This is a genomic window from Microbacterium sp. As-52 (genome assembly GCF_049949185.1).
Taxonomy (GTDB): Bacteria; Actinomycetota; Actinomycetes; order Actinomycetales; family Microbacteriaceae; genus Microbacterium; species Microbacterium maritypicum_A.
On sequence record NZ_CP188171.1, the window covers coordinates 551,366 to 570,370 of the forward strand.

Consider the following 19,005-nt stretch of genomic DNA (forward strand, 5'->3'; position numbering starts at 1 on the left):
TTGGTGCCACGACGCGTTCCCATCGTCCAATGATCCCCCATCGACGGGAAAATCGTGTCCCCCGAAATGCCGAATCTTGTCCCCCAAAATACCTACAGACAATGTTTGCGGAACCCCTCAGACTGAAGAGGACGCTTCGCGTTCGGCTGGTCTCTCTGTCCCAGGGTAGACAGACGCTGATCGGCCACCAGCGGATGGTTTTCGGGTAACTGTCCGCACGGAGAGGGGCAGGCGGATTCGCCGCCCCTCTCCCACTCTCACATCCTCGACTCCGGTCACCTCCCCAGGCCGGGGCCGAGGACGGAGCCGAGGTCGCTCACCGGTCCTGCCGAAAGTTCTTCCGTCAGCGCGGAATCTCGTGCCAGAGGTCGACCGCGTCGTCATCACCCGAGGAGCGGGTGCCCGCGCGGCCCACCACCGTCACGGCGACACGCGGGTCCCGCCCCGAGCGGATGATGAGCCGAGATGTCTGTGCATGACTCAGCACGACCGCCAGTTCGTCCCTGATCGCCTTGCGACGGGACTCGTCTATGCCGTCGAACCCGCCCTCATCGAAGACGGTCACGACCACTCCACGCCGTCGGGCAGCTTCGATCGCGTTGCGTACCGCGTCGTTGAGGAGGTCGGCGCCGCGCAGTTCGTCGCGCAGCCTGCCCTCGGCGAGCCGCGCGTCCAGACGTTCCTGATCGTTCAACACGCCTCGCGCCGCGACCACTCTGCTGAGCACCGGACCGGCGACAGCCAGAGCGAACTGCGTGCGCAGACGCCTCTCGCGCTGACGCACCCGCTGCGTGGCATGCCACGCGGACACCGCCTGCTGGATCTCGGCGAGGCGCTCGGTGTCGCGCACCGCACGATCCCAGAACATCACGAGGAGTCGAGCGACGGCCACCCACATGATCGAGCCGACCAGCCCCAGGTTGAGGGCCACGACGAACCCCAGAGCCACCGACGCGGCCAGGACGAGCACCGCCAACACGAGCCAGCCGATCAGAGACCGCCGACGCACCACACACACGACCGCGAGCAGTCCGAGCGCCCCGATGTACCAGGTCGCGAACGGGGCGGTACGATCCGCCGGCTCGAGCGAGAAGGTCACGAGCACGGGAATCGCCATGCTCGCGAGCAGCGCGAGGACCGCCGACCACGTCGGCATCCGCACCGAGGAGCCGTCGCCGAGGATGGCGATGTTCACGACCACGAGATACAGGCCGATGGCGAGGACCATGAGCAGCGGAGCGGTTGGCTGCTCGATCCACCAGATCCCCCGTGCGACGAAGTACAGGGCGAAGCCGACGGCGAGAGAGGTGGCGACGCTGCGCACGGTGCGGTTCACGCGCGCTCCCATCCCAGCGTCACGGTCGTGCCGTGCGCGTCGGAGACGATGTCGGCCGTGCCGGCGACGCCCGCCATACGTGCGAAGATCGACGCCCGGATCCCGAGACGGTCGGCACCGATCGACGCCACGTCGAAGCCGCCGCCGGTGTCCGAAACCGTCACGCCGATCCCCTCGTCGCCGTGCCCCTCGACGATGATGTGGAGTCCACGACCGTTGGCGTGGGACACGGCGTTGCCGATCGCCTGCCGCGCGGCGAGCACGAGTGCGCGAGCGGCCCGCCCGGGTATGAGGCCGATGCCGCCGCGCTCCTCGACGATCGCATCAGCGCCGAGCTCGGACAGGGCTCTGCGCAGCTCCACGACGATCTGCGCCGTGCCCACCGGCTCGTCACTGCCCTCCTGCGCGACGGCCGCTTCGGTATTGGCGAGGCGAGTGAGCGCCTCCCGGGCCATGGCGACGGCGAGCTCTTCGGCACGCTCCCCCTCAGCCCGCTCCGCGGCGATCAGCGCGGCGAGGACGCTGTCATGCATCAGTGCCGACATCGTCGCCCGCTCCTCCTCCGCGGCGGCCGCCGCAGCCGCTGTCGAGTACGACGCCACCGCCTGTCCCCTGGCCTCGTCCACACCGGCGGCGACGGAACGGAACATCCAGCCCAGGGAGATGATGACGACCCCGAGGATGAGGGTGAACGACACGTCGAACGCGGTCGTCACCCAGAACTCGCGCGAGAACTCCCCCTGGACGAGCCGCACGTAGCCGTAGACGAACGGCATCCCCGCCGCCCAGGCGAACTGGAGCGGCAACGGGAACGCGAGCATCGCCGCGACCACGCCGACATTGACCAGGAAGAAGATCCAGGGCTGCTCGCCGGCGCCCTTGTCCGACGGGTCGACGATCGTCGGCCAGGCGGCGAGCGCGAGGACGTAGACCACGGCGAAGATACCGGAGAAGGTGCGCACCCCCCGGCCCACCAGACAAGCGACCAGCATCGCAGCCAACGGCACGAACACCACGATCAGGGTGACGACGTGCGCAGGATCCGCGTGCGAGAGCGACGCCATCGCAGAGATCAGCGCCTGCGCGCCGAGAACCGCCGAGCCGATCGCGACGACGATCGCGAGGATCCGCTCCATGCGTGTGCCGGTGAAGCGCTCGTACGCCGTCTCCGTGCTCCCCGGAGAGGGGATCTTGCTCCACGCGTCGCGGATGCTGAGCGGCTCAGCGGCCACCGGGTGCCTCGTCAGCCGTGACGATCCCGTCTTCCATCGCCCGGCGCAGCAGATCGACCTTCGTCGGCGCCGGACGCCCGACCTCGACGTACTTCACGCGGATGCGGGTGATGTTCTCCTTGGCCGTGGAGTAGGCGACACCCAGCTTCTCGGCGACGGCCTTCAACGGCAGCCCCGTCGCATACAGACGGAGCACCTCGCGTTCGCGCGTGGCGAGCTGCGCATCGGCGAACGCCCGGTCTCCCTCGACCGCGCTCGCCCATTCGACGTTGTTGAGAGCCTCGCCTTGCGCCACCGTGCGGATCGCGTCGAGCACGTCGTCGAGGGCGGAGGACTTGCTCACCACGCCGGCGGCCCCGGCGGCGAGCGCCTCGCGCACGGCTGCCGGCCGATCGGCGACGCTGTGGATCACGACGCTCGCGCCGTCGTTGACCAGCGAGGTCACGTTCTCGGTCACGGTCGTGCCGTCGCCGAGGGTGAGGTCGAGGACGACCACCTCGGCAGGTGCGGCCGCGGTGGCTTTGCGCCATTCGAGGTAGGAGACCACCGTGCTCCCGGAGAAGACCACGGTCTGCGAATCACGCGCGCACGCGGCCTCGAGGCCGAGGCGAACGGACTCGTGATCGTCGATGAGTGCGACCGTGCTCATCCCCTCAGCCTACTGAGTCCCCCCGAGAAGCCGCGGATCGCTCATCGTGTGAGCAGCGCGACGACTTCGAAGTGGTGCGAGTGCGGGAACAGATCGAAGCCCCGAAGTCGGTCGACGTTCCAACCGAGGGTGCGGAAGGTGCCGAGATCCCGGGCGAGTGCCACGGGGTCGCACGCGACGTACGCGATGGCCTCCGGCGCGAGTGCGTGCACCGCTTCGACGACCTGCCGACCGGCACCGGCGCGGGGCGGGTCGAGCACGACGGCGCCCGTGCGCCCGCTCTTCTGCGTCGCCAGGAAGCGATCGACGCGCGCCGTCACGGCGTTCACTTCGAGCGGCGCGAGATTCGCGGCGGCGTGCGCAGTGGCGCGTGCACTGGACTCGACCGTCACGATGTCGGTCCCGCCGAGATCGGCGAGCGTCGCGGCGAACAGTCCGACCCCTCCATACAGGTCGTAGTGCGTCTTCTGGTCGTCGACATGTCCGTCGAGGATTCCGTAGACCGCGGCGTCGAGCACGGAGGCCGCACGCGGGTGCACCTGCCAGAAGCCCGTGGCGTCGACCTCGAATCGACGGTCGTTGACCATCTCGTGGATCACCTCGGGAGTGGGACGCTTGCGGAACCCACGCTGCACGCGGGGGGCGCGCTCGGTCTCCTCACGTCGGATGACGCGCACCGTGCCGTCGGCGGGCTCGACGAGTTCGATGCGGCCGGGGGCCTCGCCCTGCAGCGCGAGCGCCGCTTCGGCGATCGCGGGCCTGGCCAGCGGATGCGAGGTCACGGGGACGACGCGGTGGCTGCGTGCGGCGAACGGACCGGCGACTCCCGTGTCGTCGACATGCAGGGTGACGCGTGTGCGCCATCCGAGACCGTCGCCCGATTCCACCGACTCGATCTCGGGGGCGACCAGACCGCTGCCTGCGAAACGCTCCAGCGCCTCGGTCAGCACGCGCTGCTTGAGCTCACGCTGGTGGTCGATGTCGATATGGCCGAGGTCGGCGCCACCGGGGCGGTCGGCCGGGTCCCGCGACACGTCGGCTTCCGCCCACACGTGCGGGCGACGGTGCTCCGACGCCTCCAGCACCTCGATGGTCTCGGCCCGCCAGAAGCTGCGGGTCGAGGCGTCCGCCCCCTCCTGCGGGGCGATCACCCGGGCCCGGACCCGCTCTCCGGGGATCGCGTCGGAGACGAAGACCACGCGTCCCTCGTGGCGGGCGATGAACGTGCCCCCGTGCGCGATGCCGGTGATGTCGAGTTCGAGCACGTCGGCTGGGGAGGAAGTCATTCTTCGAGGATACGGTGGTGGACATGCGCGTCTGCCTCGCCTCCACCTCGCCCGCCCGCCTCATGCTGCTCCGGCAGGCGGGAATCGAACCGCTCACGGTGTCGCCCGACGTCGATGAGGATGCGGTCGCTGCCGCCGAGGAGGAGAAGAGGGGCGCCCCCCTCGCGCCCGAGGAACTGGTGCTTCTGCTCGCCCGCGCGAAGGCGGCCGCCGTCGCACGGAGCCTCGCTGCGGACGGGACCTTCGACGGCCTGGTGATCGGCGGGGATTCGATGTTCGCGCTCGGCGGGCGGGTCTACGGCAAGCCGTACACCGCCGAGGAGGCGACCAGGCGCTGGCAGGAGATGCGCGGCGAGACCGGCATCCTGCATTCCGGGCACTCGGTGTTCCGGGTCTCCCCCGACGCCGAACCCAAAGAGGCCACCGCGGTCGCCGCGGCCGCCGTGACGTTCGCCGACGACGTGAGCGACGCCGAGATCGCCGCGTACGTCGCCTCCGGAGAGCCGCTCCTCGTGGCGGGAGCCTTCACCGTCGACAGCCTGGGCGGGGCGTTCATCACCCGTGTGGACGGCGATCCTTCGACGGTCGTCGGCATGTCCCTGTCGACCGTCCGCCGTCTCGCCACCGAGCTCGGTGTCCGTTGGACCGACCTCTGGTCGTAGACTCCCCTCCACGTTTTCCCGACTTTCTTGTGGGGAGTCGTCAAAGGGATCGGGGTCGTTCTCGCTAGGCTGGCAAGCATGCCTGCTATCGCCAAGGTGCTCATCGCCAACCGCGGCGAGATCGCCGTCCGCATCATCCGCGCCGCCCGCGACTCCGGGATCGCCTCGGTCGCCGTCTACGCCGACCAGGACCGGGATGCCCTGCACACCCGCCTCGCCGACGAGGCCTACGCTCTCGGCGGCTCGACCAGCGCGGAGACCTACCTCCAGATCGAGAAGATCCTCTCCATCGCCCGCCGCGCCGGTGCCGACGCCGTGCACCCCGGCTACGGGTTCCTCGCCGAGAACGCCGAGTTCGCACGCGCCATCATCGAGGCGGGGATGACCTGGATCGGCCCGTCTCCGGAGGCCATCGAGGCTCTCGGCGACAAGGTGACCGCGCGTCACGTCGCTGAGAAGGTCGGCGCGCCTCTCGCTCCCGGCACCCCCGGCCCCGTCGAAGGCGCCGATGAGGTCATCGCCTTCGCGAAGGAGTTCGGCCTCCCGATCGCCATCAAGGCCGCGTACGGCGGCGGCGGACGCGGCCTCAAGGTCGCCCGCGAGCTCGACGAGGTCGCCGAGCTCTTCGAATCCGCCACCCGCGAGGCCGTCGCCGCCTTCGGCCGCGGCGAGTGCTTCGTCGAGAAGTACCTCGACAAGCCGCGTCACGTCGAGACCCAGTGTCTGGCCGATGCCGCAGGAAACGTCGTCGTCATCTCGACGCGCGACTGCTCGCTGCAGCGCCGCCACCAGAAGCTCGTCGAAGAGGCACCGGCCCCGTTCCTCACGGAGGAGCAGAACGAGCTGCTCTACTCGGCATCGAAGGCCATCCTGAAGGAGGTCGGATACGTCGGTGCCGGCACCTGCGAGTTCCTCATCGGCGCCGACGGCACGGTCTCATTCCTCGAGGTGAACACGCGCCTGCAGGTCGAGCACCCGGTCTCCGAAGAGGTCACCGGTATCGATCTGGTGCGCGAGCAGTTCCGCATCGCTGCCGGCGGCACCATCGACTACGACGACCCGAAGCCCCAGGGGCACTCGATCGAGTTCCGCATCAACGGCGAGGACCCCGGTCGCGGATTCCTGCCCCAGCCCGGCCCGATCCACGTCTTCAAGACCTTCGGAGGCCCCGGCATCCGTCTCGACTCCGGCGTCACCGCCGGCGACTCGGTGTCCGGCGCCTTCGACTCCCTGCTCGCGAAGATCATCGTGACGGGCAAGGACAGGGCGGAAGCGCTGGAGCGCTCGCGCCGCGCACTCGATGAGTTCGAGGTCGCCGGTCTCCCCACCGTCATCCCGTTCCACCGCAAGGTCGTGCGCGATCCCGCGTTCACGGCGGAGGACGGCGAGTTCGGGATCTTCACCCGCTGGATCGAGACCGAGTTCGTCAACGACATCCCCGCGTGGGACGGGGAGCTCGAAGCACCGACCTCCGCCGAAGCACGTCACACCGTGGTCGTCGAGGTCTCCGGCAAGCGCCTCGAGGTGAGCCTCCCCGACCGCGTGGCCGTCGCCGCCGGTACCGCCGGACGCCCGGCAGCGGTTCCGCCGTCGCGCCGCAGCCACGCCACCACCGCCAACGCCGGGGCCTCCGGCGACGCGGTGAAGTCGCCCATGCAGGCGACCGTCGTCAAGATCGCCGTCGCCGACGGACAGCAGGTCGTCAAGGGCGACCTGGTGGTCGTGCTCGAAGCCATGAAGATGGAGCAGCCGCTGCAGGCGCACAAGGACGGCGTGGTCGGCAACATCAACGCGGATGCCGGCGCCACGGTCTCCGCAGGACACCAGCTGCTCACGATCAGCTGACACCCGGCATCAGCGGAAAGGGCGCCCCACCGAGGTGGGGCGCCCTTTCCGCATCTCTCCCGGGATCAGGAGATGTTCACGAGATGCATCGCCCTGCTCGCATCGGTGATGCTGCTGGAGAGCGAGGGGTATGCCGCGAAGACCCGCGAGACCTGGTCGACCGTGAGACGGCGTTCGACCGCGACCGCGATCGGGTAGATCAGCTCCGATGCCTTCGGCGCCACGATCACGCCGCCGATCACGGTGCCCGATCCCTTGCGCGCGATGAGCTTGACGAAGCCATCCTTGATGCCCATCATCTTCGCGCGCGGGTTCGCCGCGAGCGGGAGCTTGTAGACCAGGCCGTCGGCCACACCGTCCTCGACATCCTTCTCGCCGTAGCCGACCGTGGCGATCTCGGGCGCGGTGAAGATGTTCGAGGTGATCTTGATCTGTTCGAGCGGGATGACGATGTCGCCGAGGGCGTGGAAGACGGCCGTGCGCCCCTGCATCGAGGCCACTGAGGCCAGCGGGAAGAAGTTCGTGCAGTCGCCGACCGCGTACACGTTGGGGACCGAGGTGCGCGCGACCCGGTTCACCCGCACGTGTCCCGACTCGTCGAGCTCGACACCCGCCTCCTCCAGACCGATGCCTGCGGTGTTCGGGATGGAACCGACCGCCATCAGGCAGTGGCTGCCATCGACCGTGCGCCCGTCCGACAGGGTGACCGTGACCCCGTCATCCGTGACCTCGACGCGGTCGGCACGGGACTTGGAGAGCACCTGCATGCCCCCGCGCTTGAAGACCTTCTCCAGAACGCTCGCCGCATCCTTGTCCTCGCCCGGGAGCACCTGCTCGCGGCTGGAGATCAAGGTCACCTTGGCACCGAGGTTCATGTAGGCGGAGGCGAACTCCGCACCGGTGACACCGGAACCGACCACGATGAGGTGCTCGGGGAGCGCCTTCATGTCGTACAGCTGCGTCCACGTCAGGATGCGCTTGCCGTCGGGCTTGGCCGAGTCCAGCTCGCGCGGAGAGGCACCGACCGCCACGATGATCGTGTCGGCCTCGACCCGATCGAAGTCGGTCCCGCCCTGGCCCGTCGACACGATGATCGCGGTGGGTCCCTCGAGGCGACCGTGACCGGAGAGGATGCGTACGCCGGCTTCGAGGAGCGTCGCACGCATGTCCTCGGACTGCTGACCCGCCAGCGCGAGGAGCCGCTTGTTCACGGCGGCGAGGTTGATCGCGATCTCGGGCTTGAGGGGTCGCGAGTGGTCGCCCTTGGCGTAGAAGTTGACCCCGAGGTCGCTCGCCTCGGAGATGGCGACGGCCGCATCGGCGGTGGCGATCAGGCTCTTCGAGGGCACGACGTCGGTGAGGACGGCGGATCCGCCGACTCCCACGCGCTCGACCAGGGTGACCTCGGCCCCCAACTGGGCTGCCGCGAGGGCCGCCTCGTAGCCGCCGGGACCGCCGCCGAGGACGGCGACGCGCTGAGTGCGCTCGAAAGTGGTGGAAGACATGGAATCCATTCTCGCGCAATCCTGGCACCCGAGCCTGCACCTTCCTAGAGTGGATCCATGCCCGAAACGCACAGCAACCCCCTCGACGACCCGACCGCGAACCCGTTCGAGGTCGCCGCACAGGCCGCCGCCGACATCGCCCGTCTGACCGGCGTCGAGAAGCACGACATCGCCCTCACCCTCGGCAGCGGCTGGGGCAAGGCCGCGGACATCATCGGCGAGACCGTGGCGACGATCCCCGCGACCGAGGTCACCGGCTTCTCCAAGCCCGCGCTCGAAGGACACGTCGGTACGCTGCGCAGCATCCGCACCCCCGACGGCAAGAACGTCCTCGTCATCGGCGCGCGCACCCACTACTACGAAGCCCACGGTGTGCGCCGTGTCGTGCACAGCGTGCGCACCGCCGCCGCGACGGGCGCCAAGATCATGGTGCTCACGAACGGCGCCGGCGGCATCCGCGAGACGTGGACGCCCGGTCAGCCCGTGCTCATCAGCGACCACATCAACCTCACCGCCGACTCTCCGCTCGAAGGCGCCACGTTCGTCGACCTCACCGACCTCTACTCGAAGCGTCTGCGCGAGATCGCCCGGACGATCGACCCGATGCTCGACGAGGGCGTCTACACGCAGTTCCGCGGCCCCCACTACGAGACGCCGGCGGAGGTGCAGATGGCGAAGCACATCGGTGGCCACATCGTGGGCATGTCGACCGCGCTCGAGGCGATCGCCGCCCGCGAGGCCGGCATGGAGATCCTCGGGTTCTCGCTCATCACCAACCTCGCCGCCGGTATCCAGCAGACACCGCTCAGCCATGCCGAGGTGATCGAGGCCGGGCGCGAGGCCGAACCGGTGATCTCCGCGCTTCTGGCCAGGGTGGTCGAGGCCCTGTGAGCGACGAGCGGCTCGCCCAGGCCCGCGCCTGGTTGCGACAGGACCCCGATCCGCAGACGCGCGACGAGCTGGCCGGCGTGATCACACGTGCCGCCGCCGGCGACCGAGAGGCCGTCGCCGACCTCGACGACCGCTTCCGCACTCGCCTCGCCTTCGGAACCGCGGGTCTCCGCGGCGAACTCGGCGCCGGCAGCAACCGGATGAACCGGGTTCTCGTCGGCCAGGCCGCAGCCGGCTTCGCCGCCTACCTGCGCGAGAAGTCGCACGGCGCGACCCCGACGGTCGTGATCGGCTACGACGGGCGCCGGAACTCCCGCGTGTTCGCGACGGACTCCGCCGAGCTGTTCGCCGGAGCCGGTCTGCGGGCGATCCTGCTTCCCCGCCTGCTCCCGACGCCCGTCCTCGCCTTCGCCGTGCGCCACTTCGGCGCCGATGCCGGCGTGATGGTGACGGCGAGCCACAACCCGCCGAACGACAACGGCTACAAGGTGTACCTCGGTGGCGCCGACCAGGGATCCCAGATCGTCGCCCCGGCGGACGCCGAGATCGCCGCGCACATCCAGCGCATCGCCGACGCGGGCTCCATCACCACTTTGCCACGCTCCACCGAGTATGAGACGGCCGGCGAAGAGGTCGTCGAGGCCTACATCGCGGCAACCGTGGCCGTGGCGCCAGCACCCGCCGGGACGACCGGGATGCGGTGGGTGTACACCGCGATGCACGGGGTCGGCTGGGAGACGCTGTCCCGCATCGTCAAGGAAGCGGGATACCCGCAGCCGTTCGTCGTCGACGAGCAGCTCACCCCCGACGCCACGTTCCGCACCGTGTCGTTCCCGAATCCGGAAGAACCGGGGGCGATGGATCTCGCGTTCGCGCGCGCCCGACGAGTGAAGGCCGACTTCATCCTGGCGAACGACCCCGATGCGGATCGACTGGCCGTCGCGGTCCCCGACGACTCCGCCCCCGACGGCTGGCGTCGTCTCACCGGTAACGAGGTCGGTCTCCTGCTCGGGGCGAGAGCCGCACGCGCGGCGGCCGGGACACCGGGCGCCTCGCTCGCCTGCTCTCTCGTCTCCTCCCCCGGCCTCGGCGCCATCGCCGCCCATCACGGGATGGACTTCCACGAGACCCTCACCGGCTTCAAATGGATCTCCCGGGCCCCGGGTATCGTCTTCGGCTTCGAAGAGGCTCTCGGCTACCTGGTGAATCCGGAGACCGTGCGCGACAAGGACGGGGTGTCGGCGGCCGTCGCCATCCTCGGCCTCGCCGCCGAGGCCCGCGATCGCGGAGCCACGCTCGTCGATCTGCTCGACGAGCTGGGTGAGACGTACGGGCATTTCGCGAGCGGTCAGGTGTCGGTGCGAGTCGAGGACCTCGCCGTCATCGGCTCCGTGATGCTCGCGCTGCGCACACTCCCGCCGACGCACATCGGCGGCCGATCGATCGCCTCGGCCGAGGACCTGCTGCAGGCCGCACCGGGTCAGCCCTCCGGAGACGTGCTGCGGTACCGTCTCGGCGACGGCTCCCGTGTGATCGTGCGCCCCAGCGGGACCGAGCCCAAGCTGAAGGTCTACATCGATGCGAGGGCGGAGTCGGCCGAGAGCGCACGTGACGCCGTCGCGGAGCTCGAAGCGGGCGTCCGCGCCCTCCTCGACGAACGCTCCTGAGCATGCCGGTCCGACGCCTCATCGTCAGCGCGCACAACGGGGTTCACGCGCGTCCGGTGGCCGAGCTCGTGCGACTCGCGCAGTCGCACGAGGCTCCGGTCACCCTGCGCACGGCCGACGGCACGACCGTCGATCTGACGAGCGTGCTGGCGGTCATGGACCTGGGGATCGCCTCCGGGGACTCCGTGGTGATCGAGACGGCGCCCTCCGCGACGGCGGAGGCCGTTCTCGACCAGCTCGCGGAGGTACTCGCTCCCCGCGGGTGACCGCTGCGCCGTCAGCCGTCGATCACAGCGACGAGCTCATCGAGGAACGCCTCGAACGTCGTTCCCTTCCGGACGATCCGCTGCACGCTCTCGCGTTCGCTGAACACTTCGACGAGCTGTTCGAACACGGTCTGGAACGCCGCACGATCGCTCTCGCTGAACGCGGCGAGCGCGACGACCTGCACGCGTCCGCCGCCCCAGGCCGCTGAGCCGTCCGCGACGCCGATGGCGATCGCGGTGCGGGTGGCGGTCATCTGGAGTGCGTGGGGGACGGCGAGTGCATCGGTGAACGCCGTCGACGACATCCGCTCCCGCACGATGGTGTTCTCGACGTAGTCCTCGCCGATCAGGCCGGCCTGCACCAGGAGACCGCCGAGACGACGGATGATCGTCTCCTCCCCCTCATCGGGAAGCGGGAACACGTACGCGTCGGCGAGGAAGTAGCGGGCGAGTTCGCCACGGAGCCGCGTGAGACGTCGCCCCCGGCGCACCCGGGCGGCCGCCTGCTGGATCCGGTCGACGTCGGCGTCGGTCAGGAACGGCTGGATGCGCACGAATCGGTCGCCGGACGACCCCGGTTCGATCGTGCTGAGCACGAGGTCGGTGTCGAAGGACGCCCAGTCGGGATCGACGTTGGTCACGACGGTCGTGACCTCGATCGCCGATCCCAGAGAGCGGTCGACGCTGGAGCGGAGCAGCTCATGCAACTCGTGATAGCCCGGGCAGACGATGGTGGCGGTGAGGATCGACTCGGCCTTGCGGCTGCGTTCGAGACGCCCACCCACGTGCATGGCGATGTAGGCGATCTCGTCGTCGTGGATGGGTGTGCCGACCCGGTCGTGCAGGCCGCTGGCGATCGAGACGGCCACCTCGAAGATCATCGGGTACGTCGTCTTCAGCGACCGGGTGAGCGGATTGCGGGTGAGCGCGCTCTCCTCGGCGCGGCGCAGCAGATTCTGCACGTGCAGGGCGAGACGCAGCACGAAGGTCTCGTCGACGAGGTCGACCTGGAAGTCCTCCGCCGCTCGGGCGATCTCCGCGCGTACCGCGGCCTCGACTCCCGGATCCACGCCGCTGCGGGCGACCTCACGCGTCGCGTCCTCGCCCGGCGCGACGATGCGGGTGAGCACGAGGGATGCGAGATGACCGCTGTCCCCCTCGCCGAGGACCACGGAGAAATGCTCGAAGGCGAGGCGGGCGATGACGGTCCCGACGCGCGGGATCTCCTCGCGGGTGCCGGCCGGGGTCGATTCGAGGGTGTGTCCAGCGGCGACCCGCTCGGCGGCGATCGCGATGTGCAGCAGCACATCGGAGATCGCGAGCTCGTTCACGTAGTAGCCGAGCTCACCGAGTTCGCGCACGAGCGCGGACTTGAACGGCCCGACCGCGCTGGCGGCCACCGCCGATCCGGAGAGCGCCCGACGGAATGTCTCCGGATGGAACGAGGCGTCGTCCATCTCGTCGTGGGCGAGCCTGCTGAGCAGGCGGCGCTGCGCCGTCTCGTTGCCGCGCAGTCGCACGGTCTCGCGCTCGCGCTCGAGCACGAGGTCCGTGCCGTCGAGCAGACCCCGCACGCGCACCAGGTCCGCTTCGAGCGTCGCCTCGCTGACGTGCAGATCCTCGGCGGTGTCGAACACGTCGATGCCTCCGTGCTCGTCGAGCAGGAGCCGCACAAGCGTGTGCAGACGGTCGCGGGGTGCGGAATCCCCCGTCTGGCGCATCCGCAGCGCGCCACGGGCGCCGGATCCGGCGCGGTAGCCCGCAGGACCCGACTCGATCACCGCGGCCCCGGGCGTGCGGGCGTTCAGCGCCGCGACATAGGAGCGGATGCTGCGCGGGGTGACGCCCATCAGGTCGGCGAGGCTCGCCGCCGTCGCCCACCCCTCCTGGCGCAGCAACGCCGCGAGGAGCTGGTCCTGGCGCTGGCGCGACATGATCCTCCCCTTCCGCGTGCTGACCGCACTGTCTCGACGTGTTCTCCATGATGTCAGGTGCCCGGCGCCCTCGGGCGGAAGGGCCTGTTCCGCGGGGGCGGAAAGGAACGTGTTGGCGCGCACCCCTCCACCGTTCCCAGACTGTTCTCAGGAAGGGTGGGCATCGATGAGGATTCTCGTGGTGTGCGGTGCGGGAGCATCGAGCACGTTCGTCGCGCAGCGGCTCCGCCGTGCGGCAGCCGCGGCCGGTCTTGATTGGGACGCGGCGGCCGGTATGGAGAGCTCCGTCGCCGGATCCGACCATGACCTCGTCTTCGTCGGCCCTCATCTGAGCGACCGCCTCGACGCCATCCGCGAAGGTGCGAGCGCGCCCGTCGCGGTGCTTCCGGACGACGTCTTCGCCGATCTCGACGGCTCGCGCACGCTCGACCTCGCCCGATCGATCCTCGCCGCCGCCGGCGAAACCCCGAAAGGAACATCATGACCGCCACCCGCACCGTTCGGATCGGCTCCTCGCACGGATTGCACGCCCGCCCCGCGAAGCTCTTCGCGCAGGCCGCGAAGGATTCCGGCATCGCCGTGATGATCGCCAAGGACTCGGGCAAGCCGGTCAACGCGGCGAGCATCCTCGGGGTCATCGCCCTGGCCGTCGAGCACGGCGACTACGTGACGCTCACGGCCGACGGCGAAGGCGCCGAGAACGTGCTCGACACGCTCACCGAACTCCTCACCACCGACCACGATCAGGACTCCGCATGAGCGAGCTCCGGGGAGTGGGGATCGGTCTCGGGGTCGCCCAGGGGCCGATCGTCCGCATGGCCGAGGCGATGCCCGCTCCGGAGAACACACCCAGCACCGCGGGTGCTGATGCGGAACGCGCCCGAGTCCGCGACGCCGTCTCCACCGTTGCGAACGAGCTGAACGAACGGGGCGAGGCCGCCGGCGGATCCGCGCAGGAGGTGCTCGAGGCCCAGGCCATGATCGCCGAGGACCCGACCCTCCAGGACGAGGTCGACAGCCGGATCGACGCGGGCGCGACGGCCGAATGGGCTGTGCACGATGCATTCGCCGGATTCCGCGCCACGCTCGAAGCCGTCGGCGGCTACCTCGGCGAGCGCGCAGCCGACCTCGACGACATCGCGCAGCGCGTGCTCGCACGCCTCCGCGGCGTCGACGCCCCCGGCGTTCCGAACCCGGGACACCCGTTCGTCCTGGTCGCACGCGACCTCGCCCCCGCCGACACGGCGCTCCTCGATCTGGAGCAGGTGCTCGCGCTGATCACCACCGATGGCGGCCCGACCTCCCACACCGCGATCCTCGCTCGGGAGAAGGGCATCGTCGCGATCGTCGGAGTCGCCGACGGCGAGATGCTCACCACCGGCGAGACCGTGATCGTCGACGCGGCCAGCGGCGTCGTCACACGCGAACCGACGGATGACGAGAAGGCCCGAGCCACGGAGCGCGCAGCCGCTCGCCAGTCGGCCGACGCGGCCCCACCCACTCCCGGCGCTCTCGCCGACGGCACGCCTGTCGCGCTGCTCGCGAATCTGGGGAAGCCTGCAGACGCGGCCGATGCGGTCGTTCGGGGGGCCGAGGGCGTCGGGCTGTTCCGCACCGAGTTCCTGTTCCTGTCCTCGGCGCAGGCACCCACCATCGCGCAGCAGCGCGAGTCGTATCGCGAACTGCTGGCGGCGTTCCCCGGCAAGAAGGTCGTGGTCCGGATGCTGGATGCGGGCGCCGACAAGCCGCTGGCGTTCCTCAACGACGCGCATGAGGAGAACCCGGCTCTCGGTCTTCGGGGCCTGCGAGCGCTGCGCGCGAGCGAGGACATCCTGCGCGAGCAGCTCACCGCGCTTGCGGAAGCCGATGCCCAGACGGAGGCGGACCTCTGGGTGATGGCCCCCATGGTGGCGACGGTCGAGGAGACGATCTACTTCACCGGCCTCGCTCGGGAATACGGGCTGAAGACCGCCGGCGTCATGGTCGAGATCCCGGCGAGCGCCCTGCTCGCCGACCGCGTTCTCGCCCATGCGGACTTCGCGTCGATCGGTACCAACGACCTCACGCAGTACACGATGGCTGCCGACCGCATGCTCGGCTCGGTCGCCGGCTTCCAGGACCCCTGGCACCCCGCCGTCCTGCGCCTGGTGCGCGAGGTCGGCGATGCGGGCGCACGTCTCGGCAAGCCCGTCGGGATCTGCGGCGAGGCCGCGGCCGACCCTCTCCTCGCCGTGGTGCTGGTCGGGCTCGGCGCGACCAGCCTCTCGATGGCACCGTCGGCCCTCGCCGACGTACGACACGCGCTGTCCGAGCGCACCCCGTCCGAGGCGCGGAGCCTCGCCCAGGCCGCCCTGGCTGCCGACGACGCCTCCTCCGCCCGAACCGCCGTGGCGACGCTCGCCGCGGAACTCCCCCTCCACAAGAAAGAGACGACATCATGACGACGACGTCACCTGCCGCCACGAAACCCGGCGGCCTCCGCGTAGGAGTGCAACGCTTCGGCACATTCCTCTCGGGCATGATCATGCCCAACATCGCGGCCTTCATCGCCTGGGGCTTCATCACGATGCTCTTCATCCCGGCCGGGTTCTTCGGCGCGGACAGCCCGTTCGGCTGGCACTGGGTCGGCGTGTCCGAGATCATCGGCGGGGGCGGCGACTCCGCCATCATCGGGTGGCAGGGTGCCATGACCGCGGTCGCCGAGGGTGACAACGGGAACATCCTCGCCTACGTCGGCCTCGTCGGACCGATGGTCACGTACCTGCTTCCACTGCTCATCGCGAACACGGCCGGCCGCATGGTCTACGGCGAGCGCGGCGGCGTGGTGGCCACCATCGCCACCGTCGGCGTGATCGTCGGCACCAACATCCCGATGTTCCTGGGCGCCATGATCATGGGCCCGGTCGCCGCGTGGATCACCAAGCAGATGGACCGGCTGTGGGAGGGCAAGATCCGTCCCGGTTTCGAGATGCTGGTGAACAACTTCTCCGCCGGCATCCTCGGCATGCTCCTCGCGATCGTCGGCTTCTTCGCGTTCGGTCCCGTCATGCTCGGCATCAGCACCGTCCTCGGCGGCGCTGTCGACTGGCTCGTCTCTCTGAACCTGCTGCCGCTGGTGTCGATCATCGTCGAGCCGGCGAAGGTGCTGTTCCTGAACAACGCCATCAACCACGGCGTCTTCACCCCGCTCGGGATCGAGCAGGCGGCGGAGACCGGCAAGTCGATCCTCTTCCTCATCGAGGCGAACCCCGGCCCCGGCCTCGGCCTGCTGCTCGCCTTCACGTTCTTCGGCGTCGGTGCGGCGAAGGCCTCCGCACCGGGTGCGGCGATCATCCAGTTCTTCGGTGGCATCCACGAGATCTACTTCCCGTACGCGTTGAGCAAGCCGACCACGATCCTGGCCCTCATCGCGGGTGGCGCGGCCGGTGTCACCACGAACATGGTCCTCGGCGGCGGCCTGGCATTCCCGGCCGCACCGGGAAGCATCATCGCCGTGACCGCGGCTGCCATCGGACCGGGCGTCGGCAACCTGCTGGTCGTGTACCTGTCGGTGATCATCGCCGCCACCGTCACCTTCCTCATCACCGGTGTGATCCTGCGGGCCTCCCGCAAGCGCGATCTGGAGGCCGAGGGTGACGCCTTCGGTGCCGCGATCGCCCAGACCGAGGCGAACAAGGGCAAGTCGTCGGCCGCGATGGACGCGCTGCGCACGTCGACCGCGACGTCGTCCCCCGAGGCCGCTGCCGCCGCGAGCACGACGGTGATCGCCGCCGCGCCGATCGAGCGCATCGTGTTCGCCTGCGACGCCGGCATGGGCTCGTCCGCCATGGGCGCCAGCGTGCTGCGCAACAAGCTCAAGAAGGCCGGCATCGAGGACATCACAGTCACCAACCAGGCGATCGCGAACCTCGACGGAACAGCCGACGTGGTGATCACGCAGCAGCAGCTCACCGAGCGCGCAGAGGCGAAGTCGCCGAACTCGGTCCATGTGTCGGTCGACAACTTCATGAACTCGCCCAAGTACGAAGAGGTCGTCGAGATGGTGCGTGAACAGCGAAAGGAAAACGAATGAGTGTTCTGAGCCCCGAACAGGTCCGCATCCACCCCGGAGGGGCGTCGCGCGACGAGGCCCTCCAGGAGGCGACCGACATCCTGGTCGCGGCCGGAGCCGTCACCCCGGCCTACGTCGACGCGATGCGGCAGCGCGAGGAGACCGTCTCGACCTTCATGGGGAACGGGCTGGCGATTCCGCACGGCACCAACGACGCGAAGGACACGATCCTCGCTTCGGCCCTGTCGGTGGTCCGCTACGACGGCGGTGTCGACTGGTCCGGTGACCCTGCGACGTTCGTGATCGGCATCGCCGGCGTGGGTGACGAGCACCTGGAGATCCTCTCCCGGATCGCGATCCTGTTCTCCGAGGAGGACGACGTGGCCCGGCTCTCCGCTGCGCAGACCCCGGAGGAGCTCTACGCCCTCCTCTCGGAGGTGAACGAGGGATGAAGGCGGTCCACTTCGGGGCGGGCAACATCGGGCGCGGATTCGTCGGTCTGCTGCTGCGCGAGGGCGGGTACGAGGTCGTCTTCTCGGACGTCGCCGACGCGCTGGTCGACGCGATCAACGCGGTCGACTCGTACACCGTGCACGAGGCCGGCCCCGGAGGGACCGATCACGTCGTCACCGGATTCCGTGCCGTGAACAGCCGGACGGACCCCGCCGCAGTGGCGGAAGAGGTCGCGTCGGCCGACGTCGTCACCACCGCCGTCGGACCGACGGTGCTGCGGTTCGTGGCCCCGTCGATCGTCGCGGGACTGGCCCTGCGCTCCCCCGCCGCCGCACCGCTGCAGGTGATGGCATGCGAGAACGCGATCGGCGCCACCGACCTGCTGCGCCGCGAGATCGTCGCCGCAGCAGGAGCCGATGCCGAGACGCTGCTGACCAGAGCGGTCTTCGCGAACACCGCCGTGGATCGCATCGTGCCGGCGCAGCCGGAGGGATCGGGCGTCGACGTGACCGTCGAGCCCTACTTCGAATGGGCGATCGAGTCGGGACCGTTCGGCGGAGAGCTGCCGAGAATCCCCGGCGCGCACTTCGTCGACGACCTGGCCCCGTACATCGAGCGCAAGCTGTTCACCGTGAACACGGGGCATGCGGCAACGGCATACTTCGGGGCCCGTGCGGGCATCGAGCGCATCTCGGATGCCCTGGCCGATCCGACGATCGCCGCGAGCGTCTCGGCTGCCCTCGAAGAGACGTCGGCCGTGCTGGTCGCCGAGCACGGCTTGGACCCGGAGGATCTCGCCGCCTATCGCGCGAAGATCCTCGACCGGTTCCGCAACCCCGCACTCGTCGACACCGTGCAGCGGGTCGGACGTCAGCCGCTGCGCAAGATCTCGCGTCACGAGCGCTTCGTGGGCCCCGCAGCCATGGCCGCGGAGCGCGGACTGTCCACCGAGGCCCTGGTCGCCGCCGTCTCGGCAGCGCTCGAGTTCGACGACCCGGCCGACGAGCAGTCGGTCGAGCTGCAGCAGATGCTGCGCGCGGAGGACGCCGCAGGGTTCACCACGCGGACGACGGGCCTCGACCCCGAGCATCCGCTGTTCCCGCTGATCCGGGATGCCGTCACCGCCCACCAGCAGCACATCGAGAGGGCCTGAGCCGCGACCCGTCGACGCCCCCGCCTGCCGATACGATCGGTGGGCGGGGGCGTTTCGCGCACGACGACGTGCGAG

17 protein-coding genes are annotated in these 19,005 nt (G+C 69.7%); 11 read left to right on the forward strand and 6 right to left on the reverse strand.

The window, feature by feature from the left end:
* Positions 1-343: 343 nt before the first annotated feature.
* The 4 genes from ACLFA2_RS02695 to ACLFA2_RS02710 are packed head-to-tail and all read right to left on the reverse strand — an operon-like array spanning position 344 to position 4,503.
* Positions 344-1,336, reverse strand: a complete 993-nt coding sequence (locus ACLFA2_RS02695) for a hypothetical protein (protein WP_231479847.1) — start codon at positions 1,334-1,336, stop codon at positions 344-346.
* Entirely contained in the window at positions 1,333-2,568 is a 1,236-nt protein-coding gene (locus ACLFA2_RS02700) for an ATP-binding protein (protein WP_021199683.1), read from the reverse strand. The genes ACLFA2_RS02695 and ACLFA2_RS02700 overlap by 4 nt, the downstream gene beginning before the upstream one ends.
* Positions 2,558-3,217, reverse strand: a complete 660-nt coding sequence (locus ACLFA2_RS02705; protein WP_021199684.1) for a response regulator transcription factor — start codon at positions 3,215-3,217, stop codon at positions 2,558-2,560. The genes ACLFA2_RS02700 and ACLFA2_RS02705 overlap by 11 nt, the downstream gene beginning before the upstream one ends.
* Positions 3,218-3,258: 41 nt before the next feature.
* Positions 3,259-4,503: a class I SAM-dependent RNA methyltransferase gene (locus ACLFA2_RS02710; RefSeq protein WP_021199685.1), complete on the reverse strand. Its 1,245-nt coding sequence runs from the start codon at positions 4,501-4,503 to the stop codon at positions 3,259-3,261.
* Positions 4,504-4,526: 23 nt separating this feature from the next.
* Between ACLFA2_RS02710 and ACLFA2_RS02715 the strand changes: the two genes are divergently transcribed.
* Positions 4,527-5,165 carry a Maf family protein gene (locus tag ACLFA2_RS02715; RefSeq protein ID WP_031207282.1) on the forward strand — a complete coding sequence of 213 codons (639 nt, stop codon included), beginning with the start codon at positions 4,527-4,529 and terminating at the stop codon, positions 5,163-5,165.
* A gap of 78 nt (positions 5,166-5,243) precedes the next feature.
* Entirely contained in the window at positions 5,244-7,010 is a 1,767-nt protein-coding gene (locus ACLFA2_RS02720; protein ID WP_021199687.1) for an acetyl/propionyl/methylcrotonyl-CoA carboxylase subunit alpha, read from the forward strand.
* Between the two features lie 65 nt (positions 7,011-7,075).
* Here ACLFA2_RS02720 and ACLFA2_RS02725 read toward each other — a convergent pair whose 3' ends face one another.
* The gene (locus ACLFA2_RS02725; protein ID WP_021199688.1) at positions 7,076-8,524 is read right to left on the reverse strand and encodes an NAD(P)H-quinone dehydrogenase; all 1,449 of its coding nucleotides are present in this window, start codon (positions 8,522-8,524) and stop codon (positions 7,076-7,078) included.
* 48 nt (positions 8,525-8,572) lie between these two features.
* On the opposite strand from ACLFA2_RS02725, the gene ACLFA2_RS02730 reads away from it, so the two are divergent.
* Genes ACLFA2_RS02730 through ACLFA2_RS02740 form a run of 3 tightly spaced genes read left to right on the forward strand, consistent with a single transcriptional unit; the run spans position 8,573 to position 11,339 of the window.
* Positions 8,573-9,406: a purine-nucleoside phosphorylase gene (locus tag ACLFA2_RS02730; RefSeq protein ID WP_021199689.1), complete on the forward strand. Its 834-nt coding sequence runs from the start codon at positions 8,573-8,575 to the stop codon at positions 9,404-9,406.
* Positions 9,403-11,073 (forward strand): phospho-sugar mutase, encoded by a 1,671-nt coding sequence (locus tag ACLFA2_RS02735; protein WP_426621997.1) that lies wholly within the window; start codon positions 9,403-9,405, stop codon positions 11,071-11,073. Before ACLFA2_RS02730 ends, ACLFA2_RS02735 begins: the two co-directional genes overlap by 4 nt.
* A gap of 2 nt (positions 11,074-11,075) precedes the next feature.
* Positions 11,076-11,339, forward strand: coding sequence for an HPr family phosphocarrier protein (locus ACLFA2_RS02740; RefSeq protein WP_029260575.1), 264 nt, complete (start codon positions 11,076-11,078; stop codon positions 11,337-11,339).
* Between the two features lie 11 nt (positions 11,340-11,350).
* Here the strand turns inward: ACLFA2_RS02740 and ACLFA2_RS02745 are convergent, their stop codons facing one another.
* Positions 11,351-13,273, reverse strand: coding sequence for a BglG family transcription antiterminator (locus ACLFA2_RS02745; RefSeq protein WP_426621998.1), 1,923 nt, complete (start codon positions 13,271-13,273; stop codon positions 11,351-11,353).
* A 166-nt stretch (positions 13,274-13,439) separates the two neighbouring features.
* Here ACLFA2_RS02745 and ACLFA2_RS02750 point away from each other — a divergent pair, with 166 nt between their 5' ends.
* Genes ACLFA2_RS02750 through ACLFA2_RS02775 form a run of 6 tightly spaced genes read left to right on the forward strand, consistent with a single transcriptional unit; the run spans position 13,440 to position 18,930 of the window.
* Positions 13,440-13,757, forward strand: a complete 318-nt coding sequence (locus ACLFA2_RS02750) for a PTS sugar transporter subunit IIB (protein WP_426621999.1) — start codon at positions 13,440-13,442, stop codon at positions 13,755-13,757.
* Positions 13,754-14,032 (forward strand): HPr family phosphocarrier protein, encoded by a 279-nt coding sequence (locus ACLFA2_RS02755; protein ID WP_426622000.1) that lies wholly within the window; start codon positions 13,754-13,756, stop codon positions 14,030-14,032. The genes ACLFA2_RS02750 and ACLFA2_RS02755 overlap by 4 nt, the downstream gene beginning before the upstream one ends.
* Positions 14,029-15,714, forward strand: a complete 1,686-nt coding sequence (ptsP, locus tag ACLFA2_RS02760; protein WP_021199695.1) for a phosphoenolpyruvate--protein phosphotransferase — start codon at positions 14,029-14,031, stop codon at positions 15,712-15,714. The genes ACLFA2_RS02755 and ptsP overlap by 4 nt, the downstream gene beginning before the upstream one ends.
* Positions 15,711-17,345, forward strand: a complete 1,635-nt coding sequence (locus ACLFA2_RS02765; RefSeq protein ID WP_426622001.1) for a PTS mannitol transporter subunit IICB — start codon at positions 15,711-15,713, stop codon at positions 17,343-17,345. The genes ptsP and ACLFA2_RS02765 overlap by 4 nt, the downstream gene beginning before the upstream one ends.
* Positions 17,342-17,776: a PTS sugar transporter subunit IIA gene (locus tag ACLFA2_RS02770; protein ID WP_021199697.1), complete on the forward strand. Its 435-nt coding sequence runs from the start codon at positions 17,342-17,344 to the stop codon at positions 17,774-17,776. The genes ACLFA2_RS02765 and ACLFA2_RS02770 overlap by 4 nt, the downstream gene beginning before the upstream one ends.
* Positions 17,773-18,930 carry a mannitol-1-phosphate 5-dehydrogenase gene (locus ACLFA2_RS02775; RefSeq protein WP_167253422.1) on the forward strand — a complete coding sequence of 386 codons (1,158 nt, stop codon included), beginning with the start codon at positions 17,773-17,775 and terminating at the stop codon, positions 18,928-18,930. Before ACLFA2_RS02770 ends, ACLFA2_RS02775 begins: the two co-directional genes overlap by 4 nt.
* Positions 18,931-19,005: the final 75 nt, after the last annotated feature.

Coding starts and splice junctions, on each gene's coding strand:
- ACLFA2_RS02705 (WP_021199684.1), bottom strand. CDS start 3,217: ATGAGCACGGTCGCACTCATCGACGATCACGAGTCCGTTCGCCTCGGC.
- ACLFA2_RS02710 (WP_021199685.1), bottom strand. CDS start 4,503: ATGACTTCCTCCCCAGCCGACGTGCTCGAACTCGACATCACCGGCATC.
- ACLFA2_RS02715 (WP_031207282.1), top strand. CDS start 4,527: ATGCGCGTCTGCCTCGCCTCCACCTCGCCCGCCCGCCTCATGCTGCTC.
- ACLFA2_RS02720 (WP_021199687.1), top strand. CDS start 5,244: ATGCCTGCTATCGCCAAGGTGCTCATCGCCAACCGCGGCGAGATCGCC.
- ACLFA2_RS02725 (WP_021199688.1), bottom strand. CDS start 8,524: ATGGATTCCATGTCTTCCACCACTTTCGAGCGCACTCAGCGCGTCGCC.
- ACLFA2_RS02730 (WP_021199689.1), top strand. CDS start 8,573: ATGCCCGAAACGCACAGCAACCCCCTCGACGACCCGACCGCGAACCCG.
- ACLFA2_RS02740 (WP_029260575.1), top strand. CDS start 11,076: ATGCCGGTCCGACGCCTCATCGTCAGCGCGCACAACGGGGTTCACGCG.
- ACLFA2_RS02745 (WP_426621998.1), bottom strand. CDS start 13,273: ATGTCGCGCCAGCGCCAGGACCAGCTCCTCGCGGCGTTGCTGCGCCAG.
- ACLFA2_RS02750 (WP_426621999.1), top strand. CDS start 13,440: ATGAGGATTCTCGTGGTGTGCGGTGCGGGAGCATCGAGCACGTTCGTC.
- ACLFA2_RS02755 (WP_426622000.1), top strand. CDS start 13,754: ATGACCGCCACCCGCACCGTTCGGATCGGCTCCTCGCACGGATTGCAC.
- ptsP (WP_021199695.1), top strand. CDS start 14,029: ATGAGCGAGCTCCGGGGAGTGGGGATCGGTCTCGGGGTCGCCCAGGGG.
- ACLFA2_RS02765 (WP_426622001.1), top strand. CDS start 15,711: ATGACGACGACGTCACCTGCCGCCACGAAACCCGGCGGCCTCCGCGTA.
- ACLFA2_RS02770 (WP_021199697.1), top strand. CDS start 17,342: ATGAGTGTTCTGAGCCCCGAACAGGTCCGCATCCACCCCGGAGGGGCG.
- ACLFA2_RS02775 (WP_167253422.1), top strand. CDS start 17,773: ATGAAGGCGGTCCACTTCGGGGCGGGCAACATCGGGCGCGGATTCGTC.